Source organism: Streptomyces sp. NPDC002092, assembly GCF_053593775.1.
The window spans coordinates 215913-234942 of the sequence record NZ_JBSFDG010000014.1; the positions used below are offsets into that span (position 1 = coordinate 215913).

22 protein-coding genes and 1 pseudogene are annotated in these 19030 nt (G+C 70.8%); 14 read left to right on the forward strand and 9 right to left on the reverse strand.

The window, feature by feature from the left end:
* The 3 genes and pseudogenes from ACWCRD_RS30570 to ACWCRD_RS30580 all read left to right on the forward strand — a co-directional run.
* Positions 1–128 (forward strand): DUF1731 domain-containing protein (locus tag ACWCRD_RS30570; RefSeq protein WP_450969062.1); only part of this gene is annotated, 128 nt, incomplete at its 5' end.
* Positions 129–132: 4 nt separating this feature from the next.
* Positions 133–306 (forward strand): annotated as a pseudogene (locus tag ACWCRD_RS30575) (DUF1731 domain-containing protein); the annotation flags it as partial.
* 187 nt (positions 307–493) lie between these two features.
* Entirely contained in the window at positions 494–1843 is a 1350-nt protein-coding gene (locus ACWCRD_RS30580; protein WP_450968982.1) for an NAD(P)/FAD-dependent oxidoreductase, read from the forward strand.
* 118 nt (positions 1844–1961) lie between these two features.
* On the opposite strand, the gene ACWCRD_RS30585 is transcribed toward ACWCRD_RS30580, so the two are convergent.
* Positions 1962–3398 (reverse strand): regulator, encoded by a 1437-nt coding sequence (locus ACWCRD_RS30585; RefSeq protein ID WP_450968983.1) that lies wholly within the window; start codon positions 3396–3398, stop codon positions 1962–1964.
* A gap of 262 nt (positions 3399–3660) precedes the next feature.
* On the opposite strand from ACWCRD_RS30585, the gene lipB reads away from it, so the two are divergent.
* The 4 genes from lipB (at position 3661) to ACWCRD_RS30605 (ending at position 6744) form a co-directional block, all read left to right on the forward strand.
* Positions 3661–4461 carry a lipoyl(octanoyl) transferase LipB gene (gene lipB / locus ACWCRD_RS30590; RefSeq protein WP_389069661.1) on the forward strand — a complete coding sequence of 267 codons (801 nt, stop codon included), beginning with the start codon at positions 3661–3663 and terminating at the stop codon, positions 4459–4461.
* Positions 4462–4535: 74 nt separating this feature from the next.
* Positions 4536–5501: a lipoyl synthase gene (lipA, locus tag ACWCRD_RS30595; RefSeq protein ID WP_450968984.1), complete on the forward strand. Its 966-nt coding sequence runs from the start codon at positions 4536–4538 to the stop codon at positions 5499–5501.
* Between the two features lie 280 nt (positions 5502–5781).
* Positions 5782–5982 (forward strand): SCO2195 family GlnR-regulated protein, encoded by a 201-nt coding sequence (locus ACWCRD_RS30600; RefSeq protein WP_450968985.1) that lies wholly within the window; start codon positions 5782–5784, stop codon positions 5980–5982.
* Positions 5983–6042: 60 nt separating this feature from the next.
* Complete coding sequence (locus tag ACWCRD_RS30605) at positions 6043–6744, forward strand: DUF4191 domain-containing protein (protein WP_450968986.1); 702 nt, start codon at positions 6043–6045, stop codon at positions 6742–6744.
* A 131-nt stretch (positions 6745–6875) separates the two neighbouring features.
* Here the strand turns inward: ACWCRD_RS30605 and ACWCRD_RS30610 are convergent, their stop codons facing one another.
* Complete coding sequence (locus ACWCRD_RS30610; protein ID WP_450968987.1) at positions 6876–7343, reverse strand: RDD family protein; 468 nt, start codon at positions 7341–7343, stop codon at positions 6876–6878.
* Between the two features lie 198 nt (positions 7344–7541).
* On the opposite strand from ACWCRD_RS30610, the gene glnA reads away from it, so the two are divergent.
* From glnA to pspAB, 4 genes are all read left to right on the forward strand, one after another.
* Positions 7542–8951 (forward strand): type I glutamate--ammonia ligase, encoded by a 1410-nt coding sequence (gene glnA, locus ACWCRD_RS30615; RefSeq protein ID WP_115908570.1) that lies wholly within the window; start codon positions 7542–7544, stop codon positions 8949–8951.
* A gap of 107 nt (positions 8952–9058) precedes the next feature.
* Positions 9059–9322, forward strand: a complete 264-nt coding sequence (locus ACWCRD_RS30620; protein ID WP_450968988.1) for an SCO2583/SCO2584 N-terminal domain-containing protein — start codon at positions 9059–9061, stop codon at positions 9320–9322.
* A 113-nt stretch (positions 9323–9435) separates the two neighbouring features.
* Positions 9436–10353, forward strand: a complete 918-nt coding sequence (gene htpX, locus ACWCRD_RS30625; RefSeq protein WP_450968989.1) for a zinc metalloprotease HtpX — start codon at positions 9436–9438, stop codon at positions 10351–10353.
* Between the two features lies 1 nt (position 10354).
* Positions 10355–10939 (forward strand): PspA-associated protein PspAB, encoded by a 585-nt coding sequence (gene pspAB / locus ACWCRD_RS30630; protein WP_450968990.1) that lies wholly within the window; start codon positions 10355–10357, stop codon positions 10937–10939.
* A 28-nt stretch (positions 10940–10967) separates the two neighbouring features.
* On the opposite strand, the gene ACWCRD_RS30635 is transcribed toward pspAB, so the two are convergent.
* The 5 genes from ACWCRD_RS30635 to ACWCRD_RS30655 form a co-directional block, all read right to left on the reverse strand.
* Positions 10968–11267, reverse strand: coding sequence for a hypothetical protein (locus ACWCRD_RS30635; RefSeq protein WP_450968991.1), 300 nt, complete (start codon positions 11265–11267; stop codon positions 10968–10970).
* 223 nt (positions 11268–11490) lie between these two features.
* Complete coding sequence (locus tag ACWCRD_RS30640; protein ID WP_450968992.1) at positions 11491–12225, reverse strand: ANTAR domain-containing protein; 735 nt, start codon at positions 12223–12225, stop codon at positions 11491–11493.
* Positions 12226–12324: 99 nt separating this feature from the next.
* Positions 12325–13188: an ANTAR domain-containing protein gene (locus tag ACWCRD_RS30645; protein WP_450968993.1), complete on the reverse strand. Its 864-nt coding sequence runs from the start codon at positions 13186–13188 to the stop codon at positions 12325–12327.
* A 124-nt stretch (positions 13189–13312) separates the two neighbouring features.
* A complete protein-coding gene (locus tag ACWCRD_RS30650) occupies positions 13313–13513 on the reverse strand; it encodes a hypothetical protein (RefSeq protein ID WP_450968994.1) in 201 nt (66 codons plus the stop codon).
* 62 nt (positions 13514–13575) lie between these two features.
* The gene (locus ACWCRD_RS30655; protein WP_450968995.1) at positions 13576–14916 is read right to left on the reverse strand and encodes a DUF2252 domain-containing protein; all 1341 of its coding nucleotides are present in this window, start codon (positions 14914–14916) and stop codon (positions 13576–13578) included.
* A gap of 327 nt (positions 14917–15243) precedes the next feature.
* On the opposite strand from ACWCRD_RS30655, the gene ACWCRD_RS30660 reads away from it, so the two are divergent.
* Entirely contained in the window at positions 15244–16434 is a 1191-nt protein-coding gene (locus ACWCRD_RS30660; RefSeq protein WP_450968996.1) for a winged helix DNA-binding domain-containing protein, read from the forward strand.
* Positions 16435–16581: 147 nt separating this feature from the next.
* Here ACWCRD_RS30660 and ACWCRD_RS30665 read toward each other — a convergent pair whose 3' ends face one another.
* Complete coding sequence (locus ACWCRD_RS30665; RefSeq protein WP_450968997.1) at positions 16582–16890, reverse strand: hypothetical protein; 309 nt, start codon at positions 16888–16890, stop codon at positions 16582–16584.
* Between the two features lie 153 nt (positions 16891–17043).
* Between ACWCRD_RS30665 and ACWCRD_RS30670 the strand changes: the two genes are divergently transcribed.
* Positions 17044–17403: an arsenate reductase family protein gene (locus tag ACWCRD_RS30670; RefSeq protein WP_450968998.1), complete on the forward strand. Its 360-nt coding sequence runs from the start codon at positions 17044–17046 to the stop codon at positions 17401–17403.
* 151 nt (positions 17404–17554) lie between these two features.
* Positions 17555–18268 carry a hypothetical protein gene (locus ACWCRD_RS30675; protein ID WP_450968999.1) on the forward strand — a complete coding sequence of 238 codons (714 nt, stop codon included), beginning with the start codon at positions 17555–17557 and terminating at the stop codon, positions 18266–18268.
* Between the two features lie 3 nt (positions 18269–18271).
* Here the strand turns inward: ACWCRD_RS30675 and ACWCRD_RS30680 are convergent, their stop codons facing one another.
* Positions 18272–19003: an alpha/beta fold hydrolase gene (locus ACWCRD_RS30680; protein WP_450969000.1), complete on the reverse strand. Its 732-nt coding sequence runs from the start codon at positions 19001–19003 to the stop codon at positions 18272–18274.
* Between the last annotated feature and the right edge of the window lie 27 nt (positions 19004–19030).

The window sequence follows — 19030 nt, forward strand, 5'->3', positions numbered from 1 at the left end:
ACGGCGAAATGGCCGGGGATGTCCTCGGCAGCGCACGAGTGCTGCCGAAACGACTCCTGGAGTCCGGCTTCACCTTCACGTTCCCGGACATCGAAGGAGCACTCAAAGCGGCACTCACGGAGCCGTAGGCTGCGGCCGACACCGATCCCCGCACCCGCGCCCGCACTGCGAGCCGCCCTCGGCGAAATGGCCGGGGATGTCCTCGGCAGCGCACGAGTGCTGCCGAAACGACTCCTGGAGTCCGGCTTCACCTTCACGTTCCCGGACATCGAAGGGGCACTCGCGGCCGCGCCTGCGGAGCCGTAGGGCTCAGGCGGTCCGGAGGCGTAAGAAAGAAGGCGTGACCGTATGCGACCGTTGTGCGACCGTGCTCTGTTCATGCGCGACTGCACTTGACCGATCGCGGCCCTAACCTCGACCCGAACTCGGGTATCCCTGGAGCCAGTTGGGGGCATGACGTCTCCACCGGCCGCGCAACCTCGAGGAGGGGCACGTGCTTGAGCCCGCGTACCAGGCGGACGTCGTGATCGTGGGAGCCGGGGTTGCCGGACTCTCCGCCGCGCATCGGCTGACCAGCGCAGGAGTGACGACCGCGGTCCTGGAGGCCGCCCCTTGTGTGGGGGGCCGCATGTCGACGGAGAAGGTCGACGGATTCCGGCTCGACCGGATCGGCCAGCTGCTTTCCACGGCATATCCCGAGCTACGGCTCACCCCCGGGCTGGACGCGCTCGCGCTGCGCCCGTTCGCGCCCGGCGTCCTGCTGCACAGCGACGGACGCCACCATCGCGCGGGCGCCCCGGCGGCCGCGGGGGGCGCAAGGGGCGCACTCCATGCGGTACGCGCCCTGGCGAGCGCCCCCACCAAGAGCGCCCCGCGGACCACCGCCCCGCTCGGCACCGCCGTGGACCAGGCCCGCCTGGGCAGCGCCCTGTCCCGGCTCGCCACGATCCCCATCGAACGCCTGCTGTCCCGCCCGGAGTTGCCCGCCGCCCAGGCCCTCACGGCCCGCGGTCTCCCCGCCCGCACGATCGACGGCTTCCTGCGCCCACTGCTGGCCGCCCTGCTCTGCGACCCGGATCTGACCACCTCCAGCCGGTGCGCCGACCTCGCGCTGCGCGCCTTCGCCTGCGGGCGCCTGTGCCTGCCGGAGGGCGGCGCCGAGATGCTCCCGGAACTGCTCGCCCGAGCCCTGCCGCCGGGCACGGTCCACACGGGCGTCCGCGTGACCTCGGTCTCGACCAGCGCCGTCACGACCGCCGAGCACGGCGAGATCCGCTGCCGGGCCGTACTCCTCGCGACCGACGCCCGCGCCGCCGCCGACCTGCTCCCCGGCCTGCGCATACCGGACTTCCACCCGCTGACGGTCCTTCACCACACCACGGACGAGCCCCCGACCACCGGTGACTCCCTCCTCCTGGACGCCGACCGCAGCGGCCCGGTCGCCCACACCGCGGTCGTCAGCGCGGTGGACCCCAGCCGCGCCCCCGCGGGCCGCGCCCTCATCTCCTCCACGGTCCTCGGCCCACCCCCACCGGAACTGGACACCGCCGTACGCATGCACCTCTCCCGCCTCTACGGCAGCTCGACCGCACGCTGGGAGACGCTGGCCGTCCACCACACCCCAGAGGCCGTCCCCGCCATGCGCCCACCACACGATCTCCGGCGCCCCGTAAGGCTGTTGGCGGGCCTGTACGTCTGCGGCGACCACCGCGACACCAGCACGGTCCAGGGCGCCCTCCACTCCGCCCACAGGGCCTCAGCAGCCATCCTCACGGACCTGGGAGCAGCAGGCTCAATACACAGGGCAGACCCACCCAGCAGCACAGTCAAGCAGGCGGCCTGAGCACGCGCCCCAAAGGGGCGCGGGGCTGTATCGATTTGCGGCTCCGCCGCGTGGGCGCGAGCAACCCCAACGAACGCACGCACGGCATCCAACAGTCGGAGCTACGGCGATACACCGCCTAGCCCAGCGCAGCGACCTTGTCGCGATACCCCCGTACAGGCGCAGCATCCTTATAGGGCTCCAACCGCCGCTCGAACTCCCGCACATACTCAACCGCCCGCACGGACCGCATCTCCGCCGCAGCACTCGCCGCCTCCGCCCCCAACGCACAGGCCTGATCGAGCTCCCCCAGGCCCAGGCGGGCGGAGGCCAGCACCACCCGGCAGAACAGCCGACTCCGCGCATACGCGGGCGCACGCAACTGCAGCGACCGCTCGGCATGCTGCGCAGCCGCACGGAACTGCTGCAGATCCCGATGCGCATGCCCGAACTCGTCCGCAAGCTGCGCCTCGTCGAAGAACCGCGCCCAGTAGGGCACCTCGTCACCGGATCGCGCGGCCTCCAGGGCCCGCTCCGCCCGCACCAGCGAGGCCGTGCAGTTGCGCACCTCGCCGAGCACCCCGTGCCCGCGCGCCTCGGCCGAGTGCAGCAGCGCCTGCACCACCGGCGGGGCGTTGGTCCCGACGCCCTGCTGGGCGACCCGCGCCAGCTGCACGGCCTCCCGCCCGTGGCCGAGATAGACGGCCTGCCGGCTCATGGTGACGAGCACGTACGAGCCGTACGCCCGGTCCCCGGCCGCCTGGGAGAGCCGCAGCGCCTGCACGAAGTACCGCTGTGCGAGGCCGTGCGCCGCGATGTCGTACGACGTCCAGCCCGCGAGCCGGGTCAGGTCGGCGGCCGCGCCGAACAGCCGGCGGCCCGTCTGCTCGCCGTAGGTGCCGCGCAGCATCGGCTCGCACTCGTGCTCCAGGTAGCGCACCAGGGCCTGGCGGGCGTGGCCGCCGCCGTACTTGTCGTCGAGGGTGCGGAACAGTTCGCCGACCGAGCGGAGTGCGGCGATGTCGCCGGCGGAGACCTTCTGGCCGGGGCCGCGTTCGGCCTGGCCGCGCTGGCGGGGCACCACCGGGCGGCCCTGGGCGGGGACCCGGCCCGGCTGTTCGCCCCGGGCGACCTTGTCGTCGGCGCGGCCGATCAGCCAGTCCCGGCTGGGCACGACCAGACCGGCGGGCGTGAACGCGATCTTGCGGAGCTCGGCGTGCGAACCGGAGTCCTTGCGCCACAGGCCGCCGACGATGTCGACGGCCTCCTCCGGAGCCGCGGCGAACTCGAGCCCGGCGTACACCGGCGCGCAGGCGTCGAGGCCGAGGTCCTGGGCGGTGAGGCGGCGGCCGAGGCGGCGGGTGAAGACCTCGGCGATCAGGGCGGGAGTGGTGCCACGGGGCTGCTGCCCGCGCAGCCAGCGGGTGACCGACGTCTTGTCGTATCTGAGATCAAGCCCGTGTTCGAGGCCGAGCTGGTCGACTCGGCGGGCGAGACCCGCGTTGGAGAACCCGGCTTCTGCGATGAGCGCGGCGAGCTGGCGGTTGGGAGTGCGCTGCGCGGGTCGTTCCGTCATCTGCGGTGCGGTCTCCTGCCTTTCGGGCCCACGGGACCTCTGGCGGCCCTGTGTGCCCGGATTGCCTGTGAGCAGCCCTTATGGCCTCTGTGAACGGCGCGAATGTAGCGGAGAGTGAGCGGGCGGTCGCACATTTCGACCCTCGTTCATCCGATCGTGTGAGGATTGCCCGCGGGGCTGACGCAAGACCGTCGGTCGTACAGTGGCGTAGGCGCGTTTCGTGCCTTACGACCTTCTAGGCCTTTCTAGGGAGGCGCTTGCCGTGAGTGAGCTGCGGTTCGTCCGCATGGGATTCGGTGCCGAGGCCGTCGAGTACCAGACGGCGTGGGACGAGCAACGCCGGGTGCACGCGGCGCGCTTCGCCGACGAGATCCCCGACACCGTGCTGCTCCTGGAGCACCCGCCGGTGTACACGGCGGGCCGCCGCACGGCGGACAGCGAACGCCCCCTGGACGGCACCCCCGTCATCGACGTGGACCGCGGCGGCAAGATCACCTGGCACGGTCCGGGCCAGCTGGTGGGCTACCCCATCCAGAAGCTCCCGCGCCCGGTGGACGTGGTGGCCCATGTACGGCGCCTGGAGGAGGCCCTGATCCGCACCTGCGCCGAGTTCGGGGTGGAGACCACACGGGTCGAGGGCCGCAGCGGGGTGTGGGTCCTCGGCGATCCGGTCGAGCAGCGCCCGTCGCTCGGCGGGCTGTCCCTGGACTTCGACCCCCGTCTGCACGACGAGGAGTTCGACCCGCGGATGAACGGTCCGGAGTACGCCCCGTCCAACGCCGGCCAGCGCCGCGAGGACCGCAAGATCGCGGCGATCGGCATCCGCGTGGCCAAGGGCGTCACCATGCACGGCTTCGCGCTGAACGTGAACCCGGACAACCGGTGGTTCGACCGCATCATCCCGTGCGGCATCCGCGACGCGGGCGTCGCCTCCCTGGCCGGCGAGCTGGGCCGCGACGTGACGATCGCGGAAGTGCTGCCGGTCGTGGAGCGGCACCTGAGGGACGTACTGGAGAACGCGGACCTCAGGCCGAGGGTGATCGAGAAGACACCGGCAGCCTGAACACCGCCGAAAGCTTTCAAATCAACGGGCGTACCCTTGAGCACGCCGAAGAATCAATCGCTAGGGAGCCGGTCGTGTCCGCAGTCGCACCCGACGGACGCAAGATGCTGCGCCTGGAGGTCCGCAACAGCCAGACCCCCATCGAGCGCAAGCCCGAGTGGATCAAGACCCGGGCGAAAATGGGCCCCGAGTACACGAAGATGCAGAACCTCGTGAAGAGCGAGGGCCTGCACACGGTCTGCCAGGAAGCCGGCTGCCCGAACATCTACGAGTGCTGGGAGGACCGCGAGGCGACCTTCCTCATCGGCGGCGACCAGTGCACCCGGCGCTGCGACTTCTGCCAGATCGACACCGGCAAGCCCGAGGCCCTCGACCGTGACGAGCCGCGCCGCGTCGGCGAGTCCGTGGTGACGATGGACCTGAACTACGCCACCATCACCGGCGTCGCCCGCGACGACCTGGAGGACGGCGGCGCCTGGCTGTACGCCGAGACGGTCCGCCAGATCCACCAGCAGACCGCGGGCCGCGAGGACGGGCGGACGAAGGTCGAACTGCTCGCCCCGGACTTCAACGCCGTGCCGGAGCAGCTCGAAGAGGTCTTCTCCTCCCGCCCCGAGGTCTTCGCGCACAACGTCGAGACGGTCCCCCGGATCTTCAAGCGCATCCGCCCCGGCTTCCGCTACGACCGCTCACTGAAGGTCATCACGGCCGCCCGCGACTACGGCCTCGTCACCAAGTCGAACCTGATCCTCGGCATGGGCGAGACCCGCGAGGAGGTCAGCGACGCGCTGCGGCAGCTGCACGAGGCCGGGTGCGAGCTGGTCACCATCACGCAGTACCTGCGCCCGTCCGTGCGCCACCACCCCGTCGAGCGCTGGGTCAAGCCGCACGAGTTCGTGGAACTGAAGGAGGAGGCCGAGCAGATCGGCTTCTCCGGGGTGATGTCCGGCCCGCTGGTCCGGTCGTCCTACCGGGCCGGGCGGCTGTACCAGATGGCCATCGAGAAGCGAGGCGCGTACGTCGCTTCGCAGGCCGTCTGACGCTCGGACGAACCGCCGCCCGATGGCACGGAGTGCCACCACTCTGTGTGAATCTGGGCACAAGAAACTACCCACCGGTAACGGCCGATTCGACGCGGCCCTGACAGTCCTCGCAGATGAGGGCCCATGTCAGGGCCGCGTCGGTGTTTGCGCTCGTCGCATCAAGGCTTCATGGGTGTTTGACCGGTCGGTCACGCCCTGGTAACACCAATCAGTGACGCTGGACTCACGCCACGTACACCAACTCCCAGTGCCCGTATCCCGAGGGGGGACCTCCACCATGCAGGCCGCGCCGGTTCGCGCCACCGCCATCCCGTCGTTCACCACTGCACTGCGTGCAGTCGAGTCGCTGCTCATGAGCAGCGGTCAGCGCACCGCCCGCCGCAACGCCTGGACCTCCGTCCTGGAGGACCGCCGCCGCGCCAAGGACCGGGTCGAGGCCCAGCGCGTCATGGAACAGACCACTCTCGTCCGCCCCTGAATCCCACCCTCCGGACAGTGCCGTCGTACGGCGCTCCCGGGGCCACGTAGACTTCGTGGCATGGCGAGGAAGGAACCTGCAGCGGACGCTGCGAACCCCGGGCGACTGAAGCAGATCGCTCTGACCTACAAGATGACCCGCAAGGCCGACAAGAAGATCGGTCTTGTACTCGCGGCTGTCGGCATCGGCATCTTCGGTGTTTTCCTCGCGATCGGTTTCTTGATCGGTCACCCCATCTATCTCGGCATCCTGGGCCTGCTGCTCGCCTTCCTCGGAACGGCGATCGTGTTCGGGCGCCGGGCCGAGCGGGCGGCCTTCGGGCAGATGGAGGGCCAGCCGGGCGCGGCCGCGGCGGTCCTGGACAACATCGGCCGGGGCTGGACGACGACGCCCGCGGTGGCGATGAACCGCAGCCAGGACGTGGTGCACCGGGCCGTCGGCAAGGCCGGCATCGTCCTGGTCGCCGAGGGCAACCCGAACCGGGTGAAGAGCCTGCTGGCCGCCGAGAAGAAGAAGATGAACCGCATCGTCGCGGACGTGCCGGTGCACGACGTCATCGTCGGCACGGGCGACGGGCAGGTCGCGCTGAAGAAGCTGCGGACCACGATGCTGAAGCTGCCGCGCGTGCTTACCGGGCCGCAGGTGACGGCCACCAATGACCGGCTGCGCGCGATGGGTGACCTGATGAGCAACATGCCGTTGCCGAAGGGGCCTATGCCGAAGGGCATGAAGCTGCCGAAGGGTGGGCCGAAGGCCCGCTGATTTCGGTGCTACGAGGAAGGGGGCGCCCGATTGCTTCGGGCGCCCCCTTCGTCGTAGCAGAACCCGATTTCGCCTGCGGCTTCGTCGTGGCTGGTCGCGCAGTTCCCCGCACCCCTACGGGGCGCGCGCCCCTAGCCGCGGACTTCGACCGTGCGGGCCAGGCGGTCGTGGAGGCCCCTGCCGTCTCGGTCCCAGATCAGGGCCGGGATCGCGAGGCACAGCAGGGCCGTGCGGAAGGTGGCGCGGAGGGGGCTGGGGCGGCCGGTGTCCAGGGCGACCACGCGGAGGCCGAAGAGGCGCTTACCGGGAGTGAAGCCGATCGTGCCGACGGTCAGGACGCCGAGCAGGAAGAAGATGAGCAGGGCCCAGTTGCCGGTCGCCTGGTCGTAGCCGTGCGTGATCAGACCGTATGCGATCAAGAGGCACAGACCCCAGTCGACGACGAGGGCGCCGAACCGGCGGCCCGGGCGGGCGATGGAGCCCGGCCCCTCCTCCGGCAGACCGAGCTGTTCGCCGCGGTATCCGAAGTCGACACCGGCTTCCTCTGCGGCCGCGCGGGGGCCCGAGAGCCATGAGCCGATTGCATCCCTGTTGTCCACGCGTCCACGGTACTGCGCCCGTTTCGCGATACGGACAGGTGGGGGTAGAGCGGACCGGCTCCGGTTAACTTGTGCGAAACAAATGGGTCACGCCCGAGAAATCACCCGTCCCTAGTGTCGGGGACAGCGTGTGCCACCGCACTGGCCGCACGAACGAACTACCACCCCGGCGAGGCGGTCGGGAGTAGGAGGAGCTGGATGTTCCAGAACGCCGACGAGGCCAAGAAGTTCATCGCGGACGAGGACGTCAAGTTCATCGACGTCCGCTTCTGCGACCTGCCCGGTGTGATGCAGCACTTCACGGTGCCGGCAGAGGCCTTCGACCCGGCCGAGGAGCTGGCCTTCGACGGCTCCTCGATCCGCGGCTTCCAGGCCATCCACGAGTCCGACATGGCGCTCCGCGCCGACCTGTCCACCGCGCGTGTCGACCCCTTCCGCCGCGACAAGACGGTCAACATCAACTTCTTCATCCACGACCCGATCACGGGCGAGCAGTACTCCCGTGACCCGCGCAACGTGGCGAAGAAGGCGGAGGCCTACCTGGCGTCCACCGGTATCGCCGACACCGCGTACTTCGGCCCCGAGGCCGAGTTCTACGTCTTCGACAGCGTGCGCTTCCAGACCTCCGCGAACGAGGCCTTCTACCACATCGACTCCGAGGCCGGCGCCTGGAACACCGGTGCCCTCGAGGACAACCGTGGTTACAAGGTCCGTTACAAGGGCGGCTACTTCCCGACCCCGCCGGTCGACCACTTCGCCGACCTGCGTGCCGAGATCTCCCTGGAGCTGGCCAACTCCGGCCTCCAGGTCGAGCGCCAGCACCACGAGGTGGGCACCGCCGGCCAGGCCGAGATCAACTACAAGTTCAACACGCTGCTCGCCGCTGCCGACGACCTGCAGCTCTTCAAGTACATCGTGAAGAACGTGGCCTGGCGCAACGGCAAGACCGCGACCTTCATGCCGAAGCCGATCTTCGGTGACAACGGCTCGGGCATGCACGTCCACCAGTCGCTGTGGGCCAACGGCGACCCGCTGTTCTACGACGAGGCCGGTTACGCGGGCCTGTCGGACACAGCCCGCTACTACATCGGCGGCATCCTCAAGCACGCCCCGTCGCTGCTGGCCTTCACCAACCCGACGGTGAACTCCTACCACCGTCTGGTGCCGGGCTTCGAGGCGCCGGTCAACCTGGTGTACTCGCAGCGCAACCGCTCCGCGGCCATGCGTATCCCGATCACGGGCTCCAACCCGAAGGCCAAGCGCGTCGAGTTCCGTGCGCCCGACTCCTCCGGCAACCCGTACCTGGCCTTCTCGGCCCTGCTGCTGGCGGGTCTGGACGGCATCAAGAACAAGATCGAGCCGGCCGAGCCGATCGACAAGGACCTCTACGAGCTGGCCCCCGAGGAGCACGCGGGCGTCGCTCAGGTCCCGACCTCGCTCCCCGCCGTCCTCGACCGCCTCGAGGCCGACCACGAGTTCCTGCTCGCCGGCGACGTCTTCACGTCCGACCTGATCGAGACGTGGATCGACTACAAGCGCGCGAACGAGATCGCTCCGCTGCAGCTGCGTCCGCACCCGCACGAGTTCGAGCTCTACTTCGACGTGTGATCGACGCCTGTCCCAGGCACTGCGCCCGCGCCCCCGCTGTCGTACCGACAGCGGGGGCGCGGGCGTATGTTCTATTCTGCCGGTGACACGACACGGGGGTGGACAGGATGCCGGAGCGCGAACACGAGGACCAGGAGCGCGAGTTCGACCTGAGGTGGGCGGATTCGGCCGAGCACAAGGAGCCCTCCGCGCGGGCCCGGATGCTGGCCGCGCGGTGGAAGGAGAACCCGCCGGAGCCGCAGCCGTTCCGAGCGGATCCGGAGCCGGTGGCGCCGCGCCGGTCCTCGTGGGTGTCGACGGCGATCGTGCTGGGCAGTGTGGCGGCGATCATCGTGCTGCTCGGGTGGGCGCGGTTCCGGGCGCCGTACTAGAGGCCTCTCACAGGGACCTTTTGCGGCTCCTAGAGCCGTTCGGGACCACCTCATGGCAGTGGCTGGGTGCACACTGGCAGTGGGACGAGTGCCTGACTGCGGGGTGATGGCAGATGCAGAGCCGCTTCCGGAGCGACCGGCGGTTGACCGTGCGGATGACGGTCACGATGTTCCTGCTCGGGTTGCTGTACGTGGCGTTCGTCGCCGCGTTGATCGTGTTGCTGAAATCGTGGCTGCTGGTCGTGGTGCTGGTGGCGGCGATGTTCGTCGCGCAGTTCTGGTTCTCCGACCGGATCGCGATGTTCGCCATGCACGGGCGGGTCGTGGAGCGCGAGGAGTATCCCGAGCTGCACGCCGTGATCGACCGGCTGTGTGCGATCGCCGACATGCCCAAGCCGGTGGTGGCGGTGTCCGAGATGGACATGCCGAACGCCTTCGCGACCGGGCGCAACGCCGACCATGCGGTGGTGTGTGTGACGACCGGGCTGCTGCGGCGGCTGGAGCCCGCGGAGCTGGAGGGCGTGCTCGCGCACGAGCTGTCACACGTGGCGCACAAGGACGTCGCCGTGATCACGATCGCGTCGTTCCTCGGCGTGATCGCGGGCCTGATCGTCCGGTTCGCCTTCTACTCGCAGCTGTTCGGCGGTGGGCGCCGGGACCAGAACACCGCGGCCGTCTTCGCCGCGGTGATGGGTGTGTCGGCGGCCGTGTACGCGATCAGTTTCCTGCTGATCAGGGCGCTGTCGAGGTACCGGGAGCTGGCCGCGGACCGGGCGGCGGCGCTGCTCACCGGGCGGCCCTCGGCACTGGCCTCCGCGCTGACCAAGGTCTCCGGCGACATCGCGCGGATCCCGACCAAGGACCTGCGGACGGCGCAGGCCTTCAACGCCTTCTACTTCACCCCGGCGACCGGCAAGGAGCCCGGCATCGAGCGGTTCTTCTCCACGCACCCGAGCCTGGAGCAGCGGCTCGACCAACTGGGGCGGATCTCCGCCGAGTTGGGTGAGGCGGCAACACCCGGAAAGGGGTGACATGGGGCTCCTGGACATTCTGCTCGGCCGTACGAAACCGGTCCTGCCCGATCTCGACCAGCTCTTCGCGCTGCCGTCGGCGGCCGTGACCCTCGAGGCCGCGGCCGGTTTCACACCGACCGGCACGGGCGCGGTGTGCTTCGCGACGGTCGAGGGCGGGGCCTTCGAGCAGACTCACCGGGAGGTCCAGGCCCTCCTTGACGCGGACGCCGACCGGGAAGGACCCCCGGTGGAGCTCAGCCAGGACGGGTACGGCTACTCCTGGCTGGTCTCGCGCCGCTCCCCCGGCCAACTGTCCGAGCTGGTCAACGATCTGCACGCGGTGAACAGCTCGATGGAGGTCAACGGCTTCGGGCCGCAACTGCTGTGCTCCCTGGCCGGTTTCCAGGGCGAGGGGGGCCGACGGCTCGCGCTGGTCTATCTCTACAAGCGCGGCACGTTCTACCCGTTCGCACCGCTGCCCGACGGTGGGCAGCGGCGCGACAACGCGCTGGAACTGCAGGTGAAGGCGGCGCTCGCCGACGACCTGCGGATGGAGCAGGACCTGAGCCGCTGGTTCCCGGTGTGGGGCGCGCCGGGACTGTGACCGGCGCCCATCAGCGGTTCGGTTCGTCTCACTTGCTCTTCTCGCGCTGCTGGCGGCGCGACTCCAGGGGGCGCTCGCGAGCGTAGCGGCGCTCCCACTTGGCCTGCATGTCACGGCGCTTGCGGTAGGCCTGGTACGTGGCCGGCATCGACCCCGACGAGGATCCCCCCGACAACGGCGAGGACTGCGAGGCGGAGCCGCCCTTGGTGCCGCTGCGCCCGTACTGCGTGTACAGGAAGAGCACGGCGACCGCGGCCAGCCACCAGACGTGGTTTCCGAATCCCAGGAGCACCAGGACGGCGGTCCCGGCTATGACGATGGTGCCCATGACGGGCCTCCGTGTGGGCGTGGATGAGTTGAGCGGTGATGGTTTTCTCGTCCGAGGGGGCGCTGGGGGACGGGCGCCCGTCCGTCGGTGCGTAGAGAGTAGCCCCGAGTCCGCAGGGTGATGCCTGTCCTGCGGCAAGCGGTGGTGGGCAGCTCCGCGACGCATGTCCAGCGTAGGGAGACGGTCACCGGGCGTGCATCCTGTTTTCCGGCTGCCCCGGCGCTCAGTCCGTCTGCAGGTCCAGCTTCCGTTCCACCACCTCGCGGGCCACCTCCGTCAGGCGGCGGCGGTGCGAGCGGGCGTGGGAGCGCAGGACGCGGAAGGCCTCGTCGACCGTGATGGAGTGCCGGGCGGCGAGCGTGCCCTTGGCCTGTTCGATGACGATACGGCTGGTCAGCGCCTGGCCCAGCTGGTCGGCCAGCGCCCGGCTCTCGCGCAGCCGGCGCTCCCGTTGCAGGGTCCAGCCGGCGGCATCGGCGAGGGCCTGGCCCAGCGCCAGGAGGTCGGGGTGCAGCGGCGTGCTGCCGCGGCCCAGCAGCACCAGGGCGCCCAGGGTGTCCTCGCCGGCACGCAGGGGCAGCGCGGCGACCCTGCCGTAGCCCAGCGCCCGGGCCCGGTCCACATAGCGCGGCCAGTCCCGGCGGGCCCGGTCGCCGTCGAGGGCGGTGTCCGGCACCGGACGGCCGGTGCGGCAGGCTTCCGGCCCCGGTCCCTCGCCCCAGGTGACGGCGTCACGGACCAGGCGCAGCCGCTCCTCGCCGGTGCCGGCCACCTCGGCGTGGACGGGGTCGTCCGGGGCGTACAGCACGACCGCGGCGCAGCCGCCGAGCAGTTCGGTTCCATGTGCCGCCAGGGCCGCGAGGAGCCCGCTCGGATCGGAGGCCTCCGTGACCGGGCTGGCGGCCAGGTCGACGAACGCCTGTGCCAACCGCTGCTGCGACGGGGACATCGTGCTCATCAGCTCGCTTTCCCTTCGGCCTCTCATCGATTCGCTTCCCGGATCATCGGTCGCGAACCGTGTCCGCAGTCTTCCCTGTCCGCGCCCCGGCGTCTCCCCCTAGCCGAGGCGCAGCTCGCCCCGCAGGATGCGCTCCGCCACAAGGTGCGCGGAGACGCCCTCGGCAAAGGCATGTGCCTTGATCAGTTCCAGTGCGTCGGTCACCGGGCAGTCGAGGTGCACGGAGACCATCCCGGCGGCCTGGTGCACCTTGGCGCGCAGGTCGGTGGCGCCGTACATACCGGGATCGCCGTCCGCGCCGAGGAACATCGAGCGGGTCAGTGCCTCGGCGACCTCGGCGAAGGTGTCCGGGTCGGTGACGCCCTGTACGGGGTCGAAGACCGTGAGGGCGCCGACGCAGGCGCCGGACAGGCTGAGCGGTACGGCGGCCACCGCGCCGATGCCCAGTTCGGCAACGGCTGGCCCGTATCCGGCCCAGCGGTCGAGCAGCGCCGAGCCGTCCGCGGTCACGGGGCGGACCTCGCTGGTGGCGTCCCGGGCCGGCCCCTCGCCGAGCAGGAACTCCAGCTCCTGGGCGGCGCGGGACAGTTCGTCGGAGGCGGCCAGGCCGAGTTGGTCGGGGGTGGCTCCGACCAGGGTGACGGCGGCGCTGCCGGTGCCGCAGGCCGCCGCCACCCCCGACATGAACAGGGGCTGCGGGGCACTGCGCTCATGCGACCAGCTGGTGAGCCGGGACACGTAGTCGTCCTGCAGCCGTGCCGCGGTCAGATGGCGGTCCGCTGTCGACCGGTGGATCGCAGCGATCCGCAGACGGGCCTCTCTCACCACCTCGGTGGGAGCCTGCCCGGCACGCAGCTCGTGCAGCTCGGCATGGCTGCTCTCGCGCTCCGAACCCACCCGCGCCGCAGAGGCCTTCCGCTCGGCGGAAGCAATGAGGTCCGAGACCTCACCTCCGGTGGCCATACCGGAATCGTACGCTTCGCTTCTCACTCGGAGTCGTTCGTCCGGCCTTCCTCCATGAGCAGGACGACCCCGCCGTTGTGTCCGTCGAAGGGGCTGCACCGCACCACGCAGGTGATCGCCCGGCTCAGACGGTTGACGGCGGCCCGGGCAACGGCTCGCCCCGCCTGCCGGTCTCGACGCAGCGCTCGACCGTCTCGCGCGGCTTCACGGTGGGCAGTCCGAAGTCGAGACCGTAGAAGGGCTGGTCGAGGACCTCGTCGGGGCAATGGACCTCGGCGAGCTTCACATCCAGTTCCGTACGGCGGTTCAGGACCTCCGCGATCACGGTGCGGTGGCGGGGTCGAGGTGCTGCACGACCGGGATCGGCGAGGCAGGTTACGGGTGTGATCACGCCTCGGGGGCCGCCGCGACCACGCCTGCGGCGACGGCCGCGCCCAGAGCCGCGTGGTCCGCGGCGGTCTGGTCGGCGTAGGCGAGGGCGAAGTCGGCGACGGCCTGCTCGAAGGTGTCGGCGCCGCCGAGATACGCGGCTATGGCGATGCGGTCGCCGGAGCGGGCGTGGGCGCGGGCCAGGGCGGTGCCGCACAGGCTGGCGTATCCGAGCAGATCGGCCGGGCTCATGCCGGCCACGTCCGCGGAGCCCTTCATGTCGCGCAGCTGCCGCCAGTAGAAGGCGCGCCCCTGCGGCCCGCTCATCCACCCCAGGAAGATGTCACTCCCCGCCTGCAGCAGCCGCTGACCTGCGACGACGCGATGCCCGGGATGGACGTACGGCCCATGCGGCAGATGTGTCTCCCATACGGACTTCCGGGCCTCCTTGATCTGCAGGAAGAGGGGGTCGCTGTGATCGCGTCCCGTGAGGAGGACGACGAAGCAGCGCAGGCCGACGCTGCCGACGCCGACGACCTTGCGGGCGGCGTCCACGAAGCGGTAGCGGTCCAGGAGCAGGCGGCGCTCCTCGGAGAGGGTGGAACGGTAGTCGCTGAAGATCTTGCGCAGGGAGGCCATGTCGGAGGCGCCGGCGGGTTCGAGGAGCGGTGGGTCGTGGATGATCCGGCGGCGCCCGTCGACCACCTCCGTCAGCTTCCCGAGGGCCTGCAGGCTGGTGCGGCGGCGGGCCCAGGTGAGGCTGGAGGCGACCTGTCTGCGGCGGCCGGCGGAGCGGACGAGGGGCAGCAGGCTGTCGGCGTCGATGCGCTCGTACCAGACGGCGAGCTCGCCCCGGCCGGCCAGCCGCCGGATGGCGGTCCGATAGGCGGCCACCGCCTCCAGGGTCGCGCGCCGCACCTTGGCCTCGGCGTGTCCGTTCGCCCGCGCGGCCACGGCGACGGAGGCGGCCAGCCGCTCGACGTCCCACTCGAAGGGGCCGGGAAACGTCTCGTCGAAGTCGTTGAGATCGAAGACAAGCGCCCGCTCCGCAGAAGCGTACAGACCGAAGTTCAGCAGGTGGGCGTCGCCGCACAGCTGCACGGTCAGGCCGGTGTGCGGCCGGGACGCGAGGTCGGCGGCCATCACGGCGGCCGAACCGCGCAGAAACGCGAACGGCGAGGCGGCCATCCGGCCGTACCGGATCGGCAGCAGCTCCGGCAGCCGGTCACGTCCCTGCCGCTCCAGTACGGCAACGGGGTCGGCCCGGTCGACGGGCGGAACCCACCCGGCGTGCGCCGACCGTGCCACCCGCCGACGGGCGGCCTTTCCCCGTTCGGCACGAACGGCGAAGGTGCTCACGCCACCCACCGCGATACACCGCGCCTGCCCATCACGCCTCCGGTGCGGTCGCCCGCCGTCGCCTCCTGATCGCAGTGAAGGCGGGGGCGGGGGCGTGCGCATGCGGAGGGCGGCGATCGGGTGACGGGGGTTCGCGGCTTTCTCGCCGCCGCCCCTACCCGTCCCGTCCCTGGGGGCTGCGCCCCCGGCCCCCCGCTTTTTCGGCCTGAACGGCCTCGTCCTCAAACGCCGGACGGGCTGAGAGAGCGAACGCCCTGCAGGGCGGGGCCCGGTTGTCAGTGGCGTGTTGCAGGATGAGGGCACGGATGGTGTGGCGGGGAGGCTGGGATGGGTGGCGGTGGGCGGTACGTCGGGGTGGCGGAGCGGCGGGCGCGGCTTGCGTTGCGGCAGCGGCTGGCTCCGGGGGCGCGGGCGGGCAGTCCGGAGGAGGTCGCCCACACGCTGGTGGCGCTGCACGGGTCGGACCCGGCCACGGTGCATCTGGCCGTGGGCGCGCGGCTGGCGGACGCGGCGCGGACCGTGGCGGAGACCGAGCGGGCGCTGTACACGGACCGCTCACTGGTGCGGATGCACGGCATGCGGCACACCGTGTTCGTGTTCCCGACCGACCTCACCGCCGTCGTGCACGCCTCGACCGGACTCACGGTCGCCGCGCGGGAGCGGGCCTCGCTGCTCAAGGACATGGCGAAGGCCGGGGCTCCGGACGCGGCCTGGCTGAAGGACGTCGAGGAGTCGGCGCTGGCGGCCCTGGCGCGGCGCGGGCAGGCGACCGCGGCCGAACTCGCCGAGGACGAGCCGCGGTTGAGAGAGCAGTTCGTGTATTCGGCCGGCAAGAGCTACGAGGGCGTGCACACCGTTTCGACCCGGCTGCTGAGAGTGCTGGGCGTGGAGGGCAAGGTCGTCCGGGGGCGCCCGCTCGGCTCGTGGACGTCCAGCCAGTTCCGCTGGGCCGTGGCCCCGCCGCACCCCGAACTCGACGTGGCCGAGGCGCAGTCGGTGCTGCTCGGCCGCTGGCTCGTGGCATGCGGGCCCGCCACGGAGGCCGACCTGAAGTGGTGGACGGGCTGGAAGGTCACGGACGTCCGGCGTGCCCTGGCGGCGATCGGCGCGCAGGAGGTGTCTGTGGACGAGGGTGTGGGATACGTCGTCGACGGTGACGTCGAGCCGGTGGCCGGCCCGGACCTGCCGTGGGCGGCACTGCTGCCCGCGCTGGATCCGACGGCGATGGGGTGGCGGGAGCGGGACTGGTATCTGGCGCCTGAGCTGCGGCCGTCGTTGTTCGACTACAGCGGCAATGTGGGGCCGACGGTGTGGTGGAACGGCCGAGTGGTGGGCGGATGGGCTCAGCGTCCCGACGGTGAGATCGTCTGGCGGCTGCTGGACAAGGACGGCGTGGGACGCGAGGCCGAGGCGGCTGTCGCGGCAGAGGCGGAGCGGTTGCAGGGATGGCTGGGGACCACCAAGGTGACGCCTCGGTTCCGGACCCCGGTGGAGAAGGAACTGGCGGGGCAGCTCTGAGCGCCGGTCGCGCATTTTCAGCCCGTCCGGCGTTCGAGGACGAGGCCTCTCAAGGGCCGAACGGGGGTCTGGGGGGGGCGGAGCCCCCGGCGCTACGGCCACGCATGTGCCGGGCACCCCACAAGCACGGGGCACCCGGCACCACGCCTACCGCGAGTACCGCATCAGCGCCCGCACCATGTGGCACGTCGTGTCCGACGGCGGGTGGACGCCGATCAGTTCGGCCGTGCTCCGAATCGTCTCGTTGCGGGCCTGGTTCGGTACGTAGACCCCCTTGTCGAGCAGGGCGATGGCGAGCCTCATCGCCTTGAGGCGTCGGTTGTGCGTGACGTACCACTCGCGCGGACGGCCCGGCGGCAGCGGGCGCTTCTCCACGGGGGCGTAGGGCAGGTCGAGCAGGACGGGGTGCTTGGCGGTGGACTGGGTCGGCTTCGGCTTCAGTGCGGCAGCGGGCACAGGCATCCTCCTGTCGCGGTGAGGGTGCGGGAATGAACGGGGGTTTCGGCACCCCCCACACCCTCGAACACTTCTTCTAGTGTACCGCCCGGCACTGACAAAAGGCCCTGGCCACAGCGGCTTTGAGGGGACCTCAGGGGTACCTTTGACCCCATGGAGATCTGGATCAACCCGGCCTGTTCCAAGTGCCGCAGCGCCATCAGCCTGCTCGACGCCGAGGGCGCCGACTACACCGTCCGCCGCTACCTGGAGGACGTACCGAGCGAGGACGAGATCAGGGACGTACTCGACCGTCTCGGCCTCGAACCGTGGGACATCACCCGCACCCAGGAAGCCGAAGCCAAGGAGCTCGGACTGAAGGAGTGGCCGCGGGACGACTCGTCGCGCGCGCGGTGGATCACGGCGCTCGCCGAGCACCCCAAGCTGATCCAGCGCCCGATCATCACCGCCGACGACGGCAGCGCGGTGGTGGGCCGCACCGACGAGGCCGTACGGGACGCCCTGTCCCGATAGGACCGAGGACAGAGAGCGGGGCCGGCTCTGTGAGCCGGCTTCAACTTTCCTGTGACGTACGTTACTTCAGTGACTCCTGTAACCACTGAGTAACTTCGTTCGGTATCTCGTACATAGCGGCGTACGCTCCCCTACCTCGCAGGAGGCGCGCATGTCGCGTAGGAGAAGTCTCGGTACGAAGAAGAAGATCGCGCTGCTGGTGAGCGCGGCGGCGGTGGCGGGAGGCGGCGCCTTCGTCATGGCGAGCACCTCGAACGCCGCACAGAGCCCCCAGGCCAAGACCCTGTCGGCCGCGGACTCGAACGTCTGCCAGGGGCTCGCCACTGCCCTCGGCAACAACCAGAAGTTCATCGACGGGCAGAAGGCCAGTCCCGACGCCCAGTCCGCGGCCCGGATCGCGAACCGCGAGGCGGTCATCGCGCAGATCAAGGTCCAGCAGAAGGCGTCCGGTTGCACCGTTGGGGAGTCGGCTCAGGGCTCCCAGGCGACGCAGCCGGCGCAGAGCGGTGCGGGACAGCAGGCGGGCGGTGCACAGCAGTCCGCGCAGCCCTCGCAGACGGCCTCGGCGCCCGCGGGAAACGCGAACGGGAACGCGGGTGGTGGCGCTGCCGCCTCGGGTCAGCAGGTGTGCAACGGCTCCACCGTCACCCTCTCCGGCGAGGGCGGCGCACCTGCGGCCTCCAGCAACCAGTTCCCGGCGGGGACGACGCTGAAGGTCACCAACCTGGACAACAACAAGTCCACGACGGTGAAGGTCACCTCCGTCTCCGGCAGTTGTGCCCTGCTCAACAACGCGGCCTTCGAACAGGTCCGGGAGCCCGGCAAGTTCCTGATCCGCCATGCACTGATCGAGAAGGTGGGGTGAGGCTCAAGGACACAGGAACTCCGTGAGGCGGCGGCCGAGTCCGGCGGGTGCGGACTGCGGCAGCGCGATGGGGGTCCCCCCGCTCGAGCGAAGTCGAGAGTGGGGGAGGGAGACGTCCGGGACCACGACCGTCTCCTCGCGCGGCAGCAGCGCAACCGCCTTCGCCGCCACCCCGTACGTGTCATGTGTCCTGCTGTTCCCGGCCAGGAGCAGCAGGACCGGCATGTCCAGCCCGCCCAGCGCGTCCGGCGCCGGGCGGGGACCGGTCACCGGCTTCGCGACGGAGGGGAAGCCGGCGGCCGCCTCCTGGAGACGGAGCCCGTCGGGGTCGAGGGCCACTCCCCCGGTCTCCCACTCCAGCAGGGCGCGGACCCGGCGGGGCGAGGGACGCAGCACCAGCGGCAGGGCGTGCAGGAGATACGCGGGCCGGTATCCGGTGAAGCACTGGGTGGGGTCCAGGAGGAAGAGGCGGCGCACGCGTGCGCGTGCGTGCAGCGCGTGGTGCAGGGCGATCCAGCCGCCGTACGAGGGCCCGCCCAGGTCCGTCTCCTCCAGGCCGAGGCCGTCCACGACCGCGTCCAGCCAGGCCACCAGGTCGGCGACCGTACGGGGGTGACGGTCGCCGGCCTCGGTACCGCGGCCCGCGCAGCCGGGGAGGTCGACGGCGAACACGCGGTGGGTACGGGCCAGGTCGGCGGCCTGGGCGTACCAAGCCGCTGCGCTTGGCTTGAGCACGGAGTGGCTGCGGCAGCCTGTGCGGGT